This window comes from Paenibacillus sp. MMO-177, assembly GCF_037147795.1.
Taxonomy (GTDB): Bacteria; Bacillota; Bacilli; order Paenibacillales; family Paenibacillaceae; genus Pristimantibacillus.
The window spans coordinates 104339-118018 of record NZ_JBBCUR010000002.1; the positions used below are offsets into that span (position 1 = coordinate 104339).

The window sequence follows — 13680 nt, forward strand, 5'->3', positions numbered from 1 at the left end:
TATAGCGATGAGCAGCATCTGGAAAACATCGATTCGCGCGGGGGAGAAATGGTCTGGAACGGTAAGCAAAGGCAGACTGATTCGTTTTACGGCTATGGAAGCAGGCGCGAACCTGTCGATTATGCTTTTTAACGCGAAGGATTTAACGGAGCGCTACAACATGCCTGATTCGCTCAAGGCACAATATACGGCGCATTTGACGAAAGGTCATACGCTTATGAGCGATAACGGGAGAGTGCTTGCAAGCATCGTGGAAGACGGCCTGGGCTGGCATGATACGATCAGCGGCTACACGACAAGAGCTCTAACCGACCGCAAGTATGGCAAGACGACCTACCAGGAGCTTAGAAATGAATGGCTCCGTTCCGGACAGGAGAACTTCGCCGTCGAGCTGACGCGTAACGGGCTTGGCTTAAGGGATATGTCGCCGGTCGTGAATTTGTTCTCCAAGGTTTATGTGGATGACGATGGGCAGATGCATTATGAGCTTGGGCATTGCGAGGCCGGTGCAACGGTTGTACTCCGCACGGAGATGGACGTTCTGCTAATCGTATCGAATACTCCAAATCCGCTGGATCCAAGAACGGAGTACCCGGCCGTACCGATTGGCATTGAAGTGTCGGCAGCTGAACCGGTGAGCGAGGAAGACTATTGCTTGAACTTTAGGCCAGAGAACCGCAGGGCATTCGAGAATACATGGAGCTACTATCAATTGTTGGAGCTTTAATAGACGGAATATTGCGATTATTAAATATGGATCAACGATTCATTAAGTTGATGCTTACGAAGCATAAATGGTTTCGCAATTTATTGAGCTTAAGATTACGAACCATGCATGGCGTCACAATTCGATTGAGGGGGTTATCGACTAATGGGAAGCTTTAACCGGGTAGAAAGCACGCGCTTGCCTGAGGCGGCGATATATAACGAAGTGGTACTGGCAGGGGATGGCTGGATGCATGATTTGGAGCCTGGTCAAGTGCTGCGCATCGTGGATCTGGAAGGGAATCAAGCGGCGGACACATTGTTCTTCGATGCGGATAATCCGGAGGATCATTACAGCGCGGTCGCAACGATTACGAATCAGCAAAACATTTATTTGACAACGGGTTCAGTCCTGCTTGCCGAATCGGGCAAAGAGCTGGTGAAGATCGTTGCGGATACCTGCGGCCGGCACGATACGGTTGGGGGATCCTGCTCAGCGCAGAGCAATACGGTCCGTTACGCCCACGAAAAGCTGCACATGCACAACTGCCGCGATACGTTTATGCTGCAGCTGGCACAGCGGGGAGAGCCCTACAACAAGCGCGATTTGGCGCCAAACGTCAACTTTTTCATGAATGTGCCGGTTACGCCGGAAGGCGGCTTGAAATTCGACGACGGCGTCTCCTCGCCGGGAGCTTACGTGGAAATGCAATCCGTCGGACGCACGATCGTTCTGATCAGTAATTGTCCACAGCTGAATAATCCTTGCAATGCCTATAATCCGACGCCGATTCGCGTCTTGATCTGGAACGACTAGCCATCTTGGGAGAAGGGGAGAGATTACGATGTTTACAAAAGTACTGATTGCCAACCGGGGAGCTATCGCGGTTCGAATTGAAAGAACCCTTCGCAGAATGGGCATTGCCTCCGTTGCCGTATATACGAAAGCCGACCAAGACAGCCTGCATGTGGACATGGCGGATGAAGCGGTGCTTCTGGGCGAAGGACCGGCGAAGGAAAGCTACCTGAACGCGGATCTCATTCTGCAGATTGCCAAAGATACCGGAGCGGAAGCTATCCATCCAGGTTACGGCTTCCTCAGCGAAAACGCGGAGTTTGCCCGCGCATGCCGCGAGAACGGCATTGTCTTTATTGGACCTACTCCCGAGCAGATGGAAGCCTTCGGCCTAAAGCATTCCGCCCGCGAGCTGGCAGAGCAAGCCCATGTTCCGCTCCTGCCGGGTACTCCTCTTCTGACCGAGCTGGATGAAGCGATCGCGCATGCGGCCAAGATCGGCTATCCGATTATTCTGAAAAGCACGGCTGGCGGCGGCGGAATCGGAATGCGGGTGTGCGCGGACGAAGAAGCGCTGCGCGCTGCCTTCGATAGCGTGCGCCATCTTGCGGAGGCTAACTTCAAGAACGGCGGCATGTTCCTCGAGAAATATATCGCGAAAGCGCGGCATGTGGAAGTACAGATCTTCGGAAACGGCAACGGCGAAGTTGTCGCTCTCGGCGAACGGGACTGCTCGGTGCAGCGCCGCAACCAGAAGGTTGTCGAAGAAAGCCCGGCTCCGCAATTCCCGGAGGAGGTGCGGGCTGAAATTCTTGCTTGCGCTAAGCGCCTTGCTTCCGTGGCCGGTTACCGCAGCGCAGGAACGGTTGAGTTCCTGTACGATCCTTCGAGCTGCAAATTCTACTTCCTTGAGGTAAATACCCGCCTGCAGGTTGAGCATGGCGTAACGGAGGAAGTGCTTGGTCTTGATCTCGTAGAGTGGATGGTGAAGGAAGCTGCGGGAGAACTGAACGGCTTGGAAGCTCTTGTTCCGGTGTCCAAGGGTCATAGCATTCAGGCTCGTATCTACGCGGAGGATTGCCTGCAAGGATTCCGTCCAAGCGCGGGCCAGCTGGATCAGGCGTTATTTTCCGGCGAAGCGCGTACGGAAACATGGGTTCGCGATGGCATTACGGTAACCACGCTGTATGATCCGATGCTCGCTAAAGTAATCGTGCATGGCGAGAACCGCGAGGATGCCATTGCCAAGCTGAAGCAGGCTTTAAATGAAACGCGCTTCTATGGCATTACGACAAACCTGCAGTATGTTCAGGCGCTGCTTGACGAGAAGCAATTCGCTGCAGGAGATGTATATACCCAGCTGTTAAACGGTTTTGCCCCGGCGGAGTCCGCGCTTGAAGTGCTGGACGGCGGCGTTCAGACGACGGTCCAGGACTTCCCGGGCCGGGTAGGCCACTGGGATGTAGGCGTACCGCCATGCGGACCGATGGATCCGCTCGCTTTCCGGATTGGCAACAAGCTGCTTGGCAATGCCGATGAGGCGAGCGGTCTTGAACTGACGCTGCGCGGTGGTTCCTATAAATTCCGCGAGAGCATGCTGTTCTGCGTTACCGGAGCAGATATGAAGCCGGCTCTGGACGATACGGCAATTCCGATGTACACGCCTGTAAAAGCGGAACGCGGACAAGTGCTTAGCTTCGGAGAGTCGGAGGAAGGTCTGCGCACGTACCTGCTGATCGAAGGCGGATTAGATATGCCGCTCATTCTGGGCAGTGCGGCAACCTTTACGCTTGGCGGCTTTGGCGGTCATGGCGGACGCGCGCTGCGAACCGGGGACGTTCTTGGCGTGAACCGTAAACAAGGAACGGCTGTGAGCATAGTGAAAGAGACGCTTCCTGCGAAGCTGCAGCCGTCTATTTCCCGCGAGTGGACGATTGGCGTTATTCCGGGGCCGCATTGCACAAGCGAATTTTTGAAGCCCGAGTATCTGGAACAGCTTGCGAATACAAGCTTTGAGGTTCACTTCAACAGCTCGAGAACCGGCGTGCGGCTGATCGGTCCGGCACCGCTGTGGGAGAGAGAAGACGGCGGGGAAGCGGGGCTTCACCCATCCAATATTCACGATAATGCCTATGCGGTCGGAACACTCGACTTAACCGGCGATATGCCGATCCTGCTTGGTCCGGACGGACCAAGCCTTGGCGGCTTCGTCTGCCCGGTAACGACGGCATCCGCCGAGTTCTGGAAGCTGGGTCAGCTCCATCCCGGCGATAAAGTACGCTTCCAGCTTGTAACATTGGAAGAGGCCGAAGAGCTTCGCAAGCAGCAGGAGGAACTGCTGGATGCGATTGAGAAGGGTCATGCCAACGAGCTTCAAGCTGGCGGATTGCCGGCGGTGCATGCGGCCTTCTCGCCGGAGTATCCGGTTCTGTACCGCGAGGAAGCAGGGCGCAAATTCCCGATTACCATCCGTTGCAGCGGCGACGAGAATCTGCTTGTCGAGTATGGTTCCCTGGAGCTGGATCTTCTGCTTCGCTTCCAGGTGCATGCCCTTGTTGAAGCTATTCGTGAGAACGGCGTTATTCCGGTGCTAGATTTGACGCCGGGCGTCCGTTCGGTGCAGGTGCATATTGACGCCGCGCGGATGAGCGTCCGCGAAGCGGCCAAACAGCTGCTTGCCATTGACGGCAGCCTGCCGCCGCTCGAATCGATCCGCGTTCCGTCCCGTATTGTCCGTCTTCCGTTGTCTTGGGATGATCCGGCCACGCAGCTCGCGATTGACCGTTACCAGCAGAATGTTCGCCCGGATGCGCCATGGTGTCCGAGCAACCTGGAGTTTATCCGCCGCGTGAACGGCCTTGGCAGTATTGACGATGTTCAGCGTATTGTCTTTGACGCCCGTTACCTGGTGCTTGGCCTTGGCGACGTCTATCTCGGCGCTCCGCTGGCTACGCCAATCGACCCGCGTCACCGGCTTGTTACAACGAAGTACAATCCGGCCCGCACCTGGACACCGGAGAATGCCGTAGGCATCGGCGGAGCTTACATGTGCGTATACGGCATGGAAGGGCCAGGCGGCTACCAGTTCGTAGGCCGTACAATCCAAATGTGGAATAAGCTGCGTTCGACGGAAAGCTTCAAAGAAGGCAAGCCGTGGCTGCTCCGCTTCTTCGACCAGATTCAATTCTATCCGGTTACGGCTGACGAGCTATTAAAGCTGAGGGAAGATTTCCCGCGCGGCAGATTCGAAGCGGATATTACGGAAACGACGTTTGACCTTGGCGAGTATTTGCAGTTCTTGGATTCCATCGAGGAGAGCGCGGATAAGTTCCGCAGCCAGCAGCAGTTAGCCTTTAATGAGGAAAGGGAGCGCTGGAAGGAGCTTGGACTTGCCGAGTATGTGTCGGAGCAGGATTCGGCGAAGCCGGTTAGCGATGAAGAGCTGCCTGCGGATGTGGATGCGATGAAATGCTCCATGCCGGGCAGCGTATGGAAGGTGCTTGTGAATCCAGGCGATTCTATCAAGAAAGGCGATACGCTTATTATCGTAGAATCGATGAAAATGGAGTTCTCGCAAAATGCTCCGTTTGACGGCATCATTCATTCCGTGCATGTCAAGCCGGGCGATGGCGTTAATGCCGGCCAATTGATTGTTGGCATTTCGAAACTAGCGGAAAGAGAGCTGACCCATATATGAGCGAACTCCAAACGGTAATAACCATTTCCTGGCTTCGTGAGCAGTATACGAACGGTACTCTTACGCCTTCGCAAGTGATTCAATCGATTATTGAACGTGCCGAAGCCGATCAAGAAAAGCATATTTGGATCACACCGCCGTCACTGGCTTATATCCAACCTTATTTGGACCGTTTGAAGGTGCTGGACACCCAGCTGCCGTTGTGGGGGATCCCGTTTGCGGTAAAAGACAACATCGACGTTGCCGGCATGCCCACAACGGCCGGCTGCGAGGAATACTCGTATCTGCCTTCCGGGCATGCGGCGGTTGTTGAGCGTCTTATTCATGCAGGCGCAATTCCTATCGGCAAAACCAATCTCGACCAGTTCGCAACCGGACTGGTCGGGACCAGAAGCCCGTACGGCGATACGCATAACGCGCTCCGTCCGGAGCTCATCAGCGGCGGCTCCAGCTCCGGCTCGGCCGTGGCGGTTGCTCTGGGGCAAGCGGTATTTTCCCTCGGCACGGATACCGCCGGCTCCGGCAGGGTACCTGCCGCGCTGAACAATCTGGTGGGTCTTAAACCAAGCGTTGGCGCATGGCCGAGCAAAGGGGTTGTTCCGGCTTGCGAAAGTCTGGATTGCGTGACGGTATTTGCCCATACTCTCGAGGATGCGGAGCTCGTTGACCAAGTTGTCCGAGGCATTCAAGCGGATGATCCTTGGTCGAAGGAGATAACGGCTGGGGAACGCAAGCTTCCGGCAAAGCTGCTTCTTCCGGATGAACCCTTGACCTTCTATGGACCGTTTGCCGAAGAGTACCGGGCAGCTTGGGAGAAATCCGTAAATAAGCTGAAGGCTCTACAGCTTCCCGTTGAATATGTAGATATTCAATTATTCCAGGCTGCGGCCGCTTTATTATATGAAGGACCATGGGTAGCCGAGCGCTGGTCGGCGCTGGGAGGCTTTATTGAAGCCCATCCGGGCGTTACGTTCCCGGTAACGGAGAAGGTGCTCAGAAGCGCGACAAAACCGGAATTTGACGCGGCATCCGTGTTTACCGCTTTTCACAAGCTGCAAAGCTATAAGCTGGAAGCCAAAAAGCTGCTTCAAGACGCGGTGCTCGTCATGCCGACGGCAGGCGGAACGTGGACACGCGAACAAGTGGCGGCTGACCCGATCAGCACGAATAGCGCGATGGGGCTGTATACGAACCACTGCAACCTTCTGGATCTGAGCGCGCTTGCCGTTCCTTCCGGCGATGCGGCTCCGGATTTGCCGTTTGGCGTAACACTGTTCGCGGCATCAGGTGAAGAAGGCATGTTATTCCGATTAGCCGAGACTATTCGTACGGCACAAGAGCATAAGCCCTCTACACTTGTGGCCGTATGCGGCCTTCATATGAGAGGTCTGCCGCTCGAACGCCAAATGCGGGAACATGGGGCAGTCTTTGTCCGCGAGGACCGGACGTCGCCGTCCTATAAGCTGATGAAGCTGGAGACGGTTCCTCCAAAGCCGGGGCTGCTAAAGCTTCCGCAGGGCGGGGCGTCCATTGAAGTAGAAATATGGGAAATGCCGATTGCGACATTTGGAGCCTTTACAGCAGCTATTCCGGCTCCGCTTGGGATTGGCAAAGTCGAGCTCGAGGACGGCAGCATCGTGCCGGGCTTTATCTGCGAGGCTTACGGAACGGTCGGTGCAGAGGACATTACCTCTTATGGAGGCTGGAGAAAAGCGCTCGCCGCCATGGCCGAGGCGAAGGCTGAAGCAGCGTTATAGCTTGATTGACTCCAAGAATAACCAACTATTATAATTGAAGAAGACAGACGCACTTATCCTTGAGGGAAAGTGCGTTTTCTTTTTCCGGGAGGGGAGACACGTCATGAATCATGTTTATATTATTTCCGGACCGGCAGGAGTCGGGAAGTCCACGACATCGAAACAACTCGTGCAGCGTTTTTCGAATTCCGCTTATATATCAGGCGACTATATTAGCCATCTGCATGTAAAAGGCAGGCAAAAGCCTTGGGAGAGCGAAGAAGAGCTTGCGCTTATTTGGGCAAACCTATTGGCTTTGATCCGCAACTTCCTTGCTCAAGGTATTGATGTCGTCATCGACTACGTGGCATTTCCGAAAGAAGCGAAATGGTTAAAGGAACAACTGATAGATACCCCGGCAAACGTCTCTTACGTTGTGCTTTGGACGGATCGGGAAACGCTGCTTGCCCGGGATCAAACGCGGCAGCCTGAGCATCAAATGGGAGAACGCTGCCTTATATTAATGAACGAATTCCTTGAATCTGGCGTGGAGAACCGGCATATTGTAAATAACAACAGCCGCTCTATTGAAGGGGTCATAGAGATGATTATCTCAGGCGAACGGTATATACTGTAGGTAAGGCGTGCATGAAGAGGTGGCCAATGAAAGGTCTGGAAGTTATTTATACTTATATGGATAGGCTCGATCATTATACAATAGAACAATTACGTTACCGGATGATGCCGGGAACCTGGTCGATCGGCCAGGTCTATTCGCATATCGTGGATGTTGCTCTTGAATATCTGGACAACGTCAAGCAATGCGCAGAATCCAGCAGCGAGCAGCCCCTTGGCAAAACGGAAGTAGGGGAGAGGCTGTTCGGAGTGGGAGCTTTTCCCCCGGTTAAGATCAAATTGCCGGAAGGCATGGAATACAGTCCTAACGACGCGAAAAATAAAGATGATCATCTTCATGATTTGAATCATTTAATAGATAACATGAGAGTATGGGATTTAAGGATTGCCGCCATACATCCCCTATATAAGGTGAGACATGGCGGATTTGGCTGGTTGAATGCCAGAGAATGGCATGATCTGATCGAGATGCATACCCGTCATCATTTACGACAATTAAAGGAGATCGAGGAACAATGGAACAAAGTGACAGTCGACAGGTGAGCAGATTATGAAGGGGCTAATTGGTCCGGACAGACGTATCGCAGACTTAGTCAAGCAAGTCGATCATCGCGTCCTGGCTTTATGGGCGGCGGATTGTGCCGATCGCGCCCGCCCATGCTTCGAAGTTGTCCTCTCCGAGGATAGCCGGATGCGGGAGGCTATTCTTGCAGCCCGCGCTTGGTCGCGCGGCGAGCTCCCGATGTCCTCTGCCCGCAAAGCGGCGTCTGCCGCGCATACCGCTGCACGCGATGTCATTGCCGCCAGCAGCGCGGCATCCCGCGCCGCCCGGGCAGCCGGGCATGCGGCTGCAACTGCCCATGTTGCCAGTCACGCGGTACATGCAGCGTCTTATGCGGCAACGGCAATCCGGGACCTGGCAGACAAAGCGGAAGCCAACCGTATTGCCGATCAGGAGCGGGAATGGCAATATATGCGACTTGTTGAATTGCTGGAGCAAATAAGATAAAGCTTTCTATTGTTTAATCTATATTTTGGGGATAAAGGGGCATAAGAACGTGCAGATCGGCGAAATTCAAGAGATATACCGTTATCCGGTGAAATCGTTTGCAGGTGAGAAGCTTGAGGCTTGCGTCATCGAAGAGTATGGCATGCTCGGTGACAGGTTTGTCGCCCTTTACGATGAGACAAAGAAGGATTGGTATAAATACATAACGGCAAGGAACATTCCCAATCTATTGAATTATCGGGCTACTTTTCAGGACGGGGAAATCCGGATCACGGGACCCGATGGGCAAAAGTATGGCTGGGATGAAGGGCTGCTGAAGGAGATCCAAAGCCAGACGAAGACGAGACTGACGATGTCGGCTTTGAAAGAAGCACATCCCGAGCATCCGCAGCTGCTATCCGTAGACGGAGCGAGTATTCTGATCATTACGGACAGCTCCTTAAACAAGCTTCAGCAGATTTGGGGCAAGGAACTTGACGAGCGCCGTTTCCGTGCCAACTTCGTGGTTAAGGTTTCGGATGACTCTATTACCGAGGGGGATTGGATCGGCCGCAGGCTTACGGTTGGCGATGTTCATTTGCAGGTGGACAGCTTCTGCCAGCGCTGCGTGCTCATTACGATGAATCCGGATACACAGGTTAAGGACCCAACTTTGCTTCGAAAAGTGAATGAAGAGTTTAATTTGCATTTTGGCGTTTATGCTTCCGTCGTCAAGACCGGAACAATCAAGCAGGGGGATAAGGTGCTGCTCGATTCATCGATCGACGATTAAATAAACCGCGGACTTTAGTCCGCGGTTTATTGCGTTATTGAACATACTTCCCTTGCTCCGGCACCGCCAGAATATCGAAATTGCGTGTCAGATGCTCCAGACTGTTCGCGAGTAAATCGCCTTTCATTGGCATTCCGTGTCCGGTTACCGCCACGGCCGGCTTTAAGGCCTCCAGTTTGCTGACCGATTCGGCAGCCGCTTTCCAATCGGTTGTCAAATAACGCGGAGGGCCGTTTATTTCGAGCTCTTGCGTAATGACGCTCCATAACGATTCTTGTTTAACGGTTACAAAAGCATCCCCGGCGAGCAAGGTGCGGTCACTTTCCCGGAAGAAGGATACATGCCCCGGGGAATGTCCGGGGGTATGAAGCCACCGCCACCCCGCCAGATGGGGTACAGAGCCGTCTGCCGGCAGCGTTGACAGATGATGGCCTAGATTGATCGCCTCTACGGGAAAAAGAGGGGAAAGCTTCGCTACAAGTCCGCTGTCTACGGTAGGATCAGGCTCCGGATATTTGCGTTCACCTGTCAGGTAAGGAAGTTCAAGGGGGTGGGCATATACAGGCACCTTCCAATAGTTAACCAGATCGACTATGGATCCGACATGATCGAAATGCCCGTGAGTCAATAGGATCGCTTCGGGTGCTGCGCCAGAACCAAAGCGTTCTTCCGCTTCCTCGATAATGGTATCGGCCGCATGCGGCATGCCGGCATCGACAAGGACCCAGTTTTTTTGCCCGGGCTGGCCAACAAAGCAGACATTTACAATTTGTACGGTGAGACAATACAAATCAGGCAGTACCTCCTGGCCTGCGCCGCTTTTAATTGAAGTAACAGGGAGGTAATGATAATCCTCGCCATACGTCATTTCCTCGTGTTCGTGCATTGGAATCCCTCGCTTTCATGGTTGACCGTAATTTATCCAAACTGACATTAAATCATTACCATCGAATGAAATGTTCTCCTGCGACGCAAGCTATTAGCACTTGAGCTCTTGACTGGTTCAGGAAAAGTAATTCCGGGTAATGTAAGGGCGGGGAATCTACGCTCCCGGACTGACGGACATGGGCAGGTAGAAGAAAGAACGGAAGGGATCGATCGCAATAAGCGGCTGGTCCCTTTTTGTAATCGAAATGGAGGGAGGAGCCTGCTTGGAAATCTTTATTATCGTACTCGTTATGCTAGTCCTGATCGGCGTGTCCAATGTGATTTATCGCTTTATTCCATTCGTGCCGGTTCCGCTTATCCAGATTGCGCTCGGAGCTCTTATAGCTGTTATTCCGATCGGGTTCCATCTGCATCTGGAGCCGGAACTATTCTTTATCCTGTTCATCGCTCCGCTCTTGTACAACGACGGAAGAAATACTCCGCGCGATGAGCTGTGGCGGCTGCGAGCGCCTATCCTTCTTTTGTCGGTGGGTCTGGTATTCGCTACCGTTGTTGCAGTCGGTTACACGATCCATTGGATGATTCCTACAATACCTCTTGCCGCCGCTTTTGGCCTTGCCGCCATTTTGTCGCCAACCGATGCGGTTGCCGTAGGCGCTTTGGCCGGCCGGATCCAGCTGCCCAAAAGCTTGATGCGCCTATTGGAAGGCGAAGCCCTGATGAACGATGCATCCGGTCTTGTAGCCTTCAAATTCGCCATCGCTGCGGCGATGACAGGAGTATTCTCCTTACACAAAGCAACGTTCAGCTTTATCGTTATTGCCGTTGGCGGTCTGCTCGTTGGGGCACTGCTTGCCTTTCTCATTATCGGCATCCGGCAGCTGCTTAGGAGAGCGGGACTGGAGGATGAGACCATGCATATGCTGCTCCAGCTCGTTACGCCATTTTTGCTGTATCTTATCGCGGAGGAGTTGGGCGTTTCCGGCATCCTTGCCGCGGTGGCTGGCGGGATTGTCCATGCCATCGAGGATGATCGGGTCGATCACAGCATGCCAAGGCTGAAGGCCGTATCGGTTAATACTTGGTCGGTCATTTTATTCATTCTGAACGGGCTCGTTTTTGTTATCCTAGGCCTTCAGATCCCGCAGGTCACCTCGGTTATATTCAAGGATCCGAATTTTAATAATGGGGTCGTCATCGGATACGCGGTGGTAATTTTTGTGCTGCTGCTAGCGCTGAGGTTCGTATGGACCTTCCTGTTCACCTGGATTGGAAAAGATAAGCTGAGTCTCAAAGTAATCGTATTGACGACGGTTTCCGGCGTGCGCGGAGCCGTTACGCTCGCAGGCGCCTTTTCGATTCCGCTCGTGCTCAACAACAGCAATCCCTTTCCTCAAAGGGACTTAATTATTTTTCTCGCAGCCTTTATTATTCTGCTGTCGCTTCTTACGGCCAGCATCCTTCTGCCATTGATCGCGAAAAAACGGGTTATTGCGGACGAGTCGGAGAAAGCCCATGAAGAGCGTGAATGGCAAATGAAGGTGATGGGAGCGGCAATCCGCCATCTGGAACGCGTCACCCATGAATCGAACGAAGAGGCGATCGAGTCCGTTATTGCCGAGTACCGCAGAATGATACTTGAGCTGGAAATGCGCGAGAACCAGAATAGGCCGCTGCCCCGCCGCCGCAAGCAGGAGCTTGAAATGAGGATTGTGGCGCTGGATATCGAGCGTAAATATGTAAACGAGCAGCTGGAGAAGGGCGCGATCAGCGAGAAGCATGCGAATTTCTACTTTAAAATGCTGGATCAGATCGAGCTTATCTTGGCTAACCGGCTCCATCTGTGGCGAATGGTGTTGAAGGGGCTATGGAGCAAAGTGAAAGCGAACTTTACAAGCGCTGGGCGAAAATTGGCTTTTTCCGAGGCTGATATCGCAACGCTGCGCGGACTTAGACTGCAATGCTCCGAGGCGGTTCTGGAAGAGATGGATGCCAGGTGCCAACCCGATTCAAAAGACGATCCGACGGAATGCGTAACGGCGTATTATCATCAGATCATCAAGCGGATGAAGGCGATGCCGGTTCATTCGAGGAATAAGACCCATGACTTCGGCGAAGCGCGGAAGGAGCTGCATTGGATTGCGATTCAGGCCGAAAGGGATGAGGTTCAGACCTTGTACGAGAAAGGAAGCATCGACCGGGAGCTGGCTTCGAATCTGCGGCGGCATATCCGCGACCGCGAGGCGGCTATGTACGAGGAGGATGAAATCGGTTAATCTTAAAGTTGTGCCGGCTTTTGCACCGTATACTTTAAGATTGAAGGAGAGATGCACATCATGACGAAATCCTACCATATTGTAGGTTTGACAGGCAGCCTGCGTAAGGCTTCCCTGAACAAAACGTTGCTAAAAAATGCGGCGGTGTTCTTACCGGAAAACTATACATACACCTACGCCGACCTCGGCGATCTGCCGCTTTATAATCAGGATCTAGAGGAGGATCTGCCGGAATCCGTCAAGCGCTTCGCCGAGCTATGCAGCTCCGCGGACGGATTTTTGATCAGCACTCCCGAATATAACGGTCTTATTACCGGCGTTCTCAAGAATGCGCTCGATTGGGTATCCCGGAAAAATATCGGCGCACCGCTTGCGACAAAGCCGGTCGCCGTAATGGGCGCTACAACCGGTCCAAGCGGCACGGCACGCGCGCAAACGAACCTGCGCCAGCTTATTTTTGCACTGGATATGGATCCGGTGAACCGTCCGGAGCTGAAGCTTGCCCAGGCGCATATGAAATTTGACGATGACGGCCGGTTAACGGACTTTGCTACTTTGCAAGTGCTGCAGCAATTAGTGGACAAATTCGTCTATAAAGTAGAACGTTCCAAGGAATAGCGGAAATGAGCAGCGACGGGATATATTTGCGATTGCTCGAACCTGGCGATGCGAAGCCTATGCTAGAACTGAAGCAGCGGAACCGCATTTTTTCTCAGCCTTTTGAACCGATCCGCGAAGATAAGCATTATACGCTTGAGGAGCAGGAGAAGGAGATCGGCAACGGGATTGCTGCCGCGCAGCAGGGACAGGCTTACTTTTACGGGATATTCTTGACGGAATCGGATAAGCTCATTGGCCGGATTGCCCTGACTAGCGTATCTCGCGGCGTGTTCCAAAATGCGTATATGGGTTACTTTATCGATCAGGAGCATAACGGGCGGGGGTATGCGACGGCAGCCGTAACGGCAGTTGTAAGAAAAGCTTTCGATGAGCTTCAGCTGCATCGCATTCAGGCTGGCGTAATGCCCGTAAACGCTCGTTCGCTCCGGGTTCTCGAAAAGGCAGGCTTCAGACAAGAAGGCCTAGCCCGGCGTTATCTGAAAATAAACGGCCAATGGGAAGACCATCTCTTATTTGCCATTACAAAAGAAGACCTTACTTAACA

At 53.3% G+C, this 13680-nt stretch carries 12 protein-coding genes; 11 read left to right on the plus strand and 1 reads right to left on the minus strand.

Going from position 1 to position 13680, the window contains the following annotated elements; genetic code table 11:
* Positions 1-7: 7 nt before the first annotated feature.
* The 8 genes from WFK81_RS06175 to WFK81_RS06210 all read left to right on the plus strand — a co-directional run bounded on the left by WFK81_RS06175 (position 8) and on the right by WFK81_RS06210 (position 9351).
* Complete coding sequence (locus tag WFK81_RS06175; RefSeq protein WP_336785584.1) at positions 8-727, plus strand: urea amidolyase associated protein UAAP1; 720 nt, start codon at positions 8-10, stop codon at positions 725-727.
* A gap of 144 nt (positions 728-871) precedes the next feature.
* Entirely contained in the window at positions 872-1522 is a 651-nt protein-coding gene (locus tag WFK81_RS06180; protein WP_336785585.1) for an urea amidolyase associated protein UAAP2, read from the plus strand.
* A gap of 28 nt (positions 1523-1550) precedes the next feature.
* Positions 1551-5198 (plus strand): urea carboxylase, encoded by a 3648-nt coding sequence (uca, locus tag WFK81_RS06185; RefSeq protein WP_336785586.1) that lies wholly within the window; start codon positions 1551-1553, stop codon positions 5196-5198.
* Positions 5195-6955, plus strand: a complete 1761-nt coding sequence (gene atzF, locus WFK81_RS06190; protein WP_336785587.1) for an allophanate hydrolase — start codon at positions 5195-5197, stop codon at positions 6953-6955. Before uca ends, atzF begins: the two co-directional genes overlap by 4 nt.
* Before the next feature lie 103 nt (positions 6956-7058).
* Positions 7059-7571: an AAA family ATPase gene (locus WFK81_RS06195; RefSeq protein ID WP_336785588.1), complete on the plus strand. Its 513-nt coding sequence runs from the start codon at positions 7059-7061 to the stop codon at positions 7569-7571.
* 26 nt (positions 7572-7597) lie between these two features.
* Positions 7598-8113 (plus strand): DinB family protein, encoded by a 516-nt coding sequence (locus WFK81_RS06200; protein ID WP_336785589.1) that lies wholly within the window; start codon positions 7598-7600, stop codon positions 8111-8113.
* Between the two features lie 7 nt (positions 8114-8120).
* The gene (locus WFK81_RS06205; RefSeq protein ID WP_336785590.1) at positions 8121-8579 is read left to right on the plus strand and encodes a putative immunity protein; all 459 of its coding nucleotides are present in this window, start codon (positions 8121-8123) and stop codon (positions 8577-8579) included.
* A 49-nt stretch (positions 8580-8628) separates the two neighbouring features.
* Positions 8629-9351 (plus strand): MOSC domain-containing protein, encoded by a 723-nt coding sequence (locus WFK81_RS06210; RefSeq protein ID WP_336785591.1) that lies wholly within the window; start codon positions 8629-8631, stop codon positions 9349-9351.
* 34 nt (positions 9352-9385) lie between these two features.
* On the opposite strand, the gene WFK81_RS06215 is transcribed toward WFK81_RS06210, so the two are convergent.
* Entirely contained in the window at positions 9386-10237 is an 852-nt protein-coding gene (locus WFK81_RS06215; RefSeq protein WP_336785592.1) for an MBL fold metallo-hydrolase, read from the minus strand.
* A gap of 265 nt (positions 10238-10502) precedes the next feature.
* Between WFK81_RS06215 and WFK81_RS06220 the strand changes: the two genes are divergently transcribed.
* Genes WFK81_RS06220 through WFK81_RS06230 form a run of 3 tightly spaced genes read left to right on the plus strand, consistent with a single transcriptional unit; the run spans position 10503 to position 13678 of the window.
* Complete coding sequence (locus WFK81_RS06220) at positions 10503-12515, plus strand: Na+/H+ antiporter (RefSeq protein ID WP_336785593.1); 2013 nt, start codon at positions 10503-10505, stop codon at positions 12513-12515.
* Positions 12516-12575: 60 nt separating this feature from the next.
* Positions 12576-13133: an NADPH-dependent FMN reductase gene (locus tag WFK81_RS06225; protein ID WP_336785594.1), complete on the plus strand. Its 558-nt coding sequence runs from the start codon at positions 12576-12578 to the stop codon at positions 13131-13133.
* A 5-nt stretch (positions 13134-13138) separates the two neighbouring features.
* A complete protein-coding gene (locus WFK81_RS06230) occupies positions 13139-13678 on the plus strand; it encodes a GNAT family N-acetyltransferase (RefSeq protein ID WP_336785595.1) in 540 nt (179 codons plus the stop codon).
* Positions 13679-13680: the final 2 nt, after the last annotated feature.

Excerpts from the sequence above, each read along its gene's own strand:
- WFK81_RS06175 (WP_336785584.1), top strand. The coding sequence starts at position 8 with ATGAGCAGCATCTGGAAAACATCGATTCGCGCGGGGGAGAAATGGTCT.
- WFK81_RS06180 (WP_336785585.1), top strand. The coding sequence starts at position 872 with ATGGGAAGCTTTAACCGGGTAGAAAGCACGCGCTTGCCTGAGGCGGCG.
- uca (WP_336785586.1), top strand. The coding sequence starts at position 1,551 with ATGTTTACAAAAGTACTGATTGCCAACCGGGGAGCTATCGCGGTTCGA.
- atzF (WP_336785587.1), top strand. The coding sequence starts at position 5,195 with ATGAGCGAACTCCAAACGGTAATAACCATTTCCTGGCTTCGTGAGCAG.
- WFK81_RS06195 (WP_336785588.1), top strand. The coding sequence starts at position 7,059 with ATGAATCATGTTTATATTATTTCCGGACCGGCAGGAGTCGGGAAGTCC.
- WFK81_RS06200 (WP_336785589.1), top strand. The coding sequence starts at position 7,598 with ATGAAAGGTCTGGAAGTTATTTATACTTATATGGATAGGCTCGATCAT.
- WFK81_RS06205 (WP_336785590.1), top strand. The coding sequence starts at position 8,121 with ATGAAGGGGCTAATTGGTCCGGACAGACGTATCGCAGACTTAGTCAAG.
- WFK81_RS06215 (WP_336785592.1), bottom strand. The coding sequence starts at position 10,237 with ATGCACGAACACGAGGAAATGACGTATGGCGAGGATTATCATTACCTC.
- WFK81_RS06225 (WP_336785594.1), top strand. The coding sequence starts at position 12,576 with ATGACGAAATCCTACCATATTGTAGGTTTGACAGGCAGCCTGCGTAAG.
- WFK81_RS06230 (WP_336785595.1), top strand. The coding sequence starts at position 13,139 with ATGAGCAGCGACGGGATATATTTGCGATTGCTCGAACCTGGCGATGCG.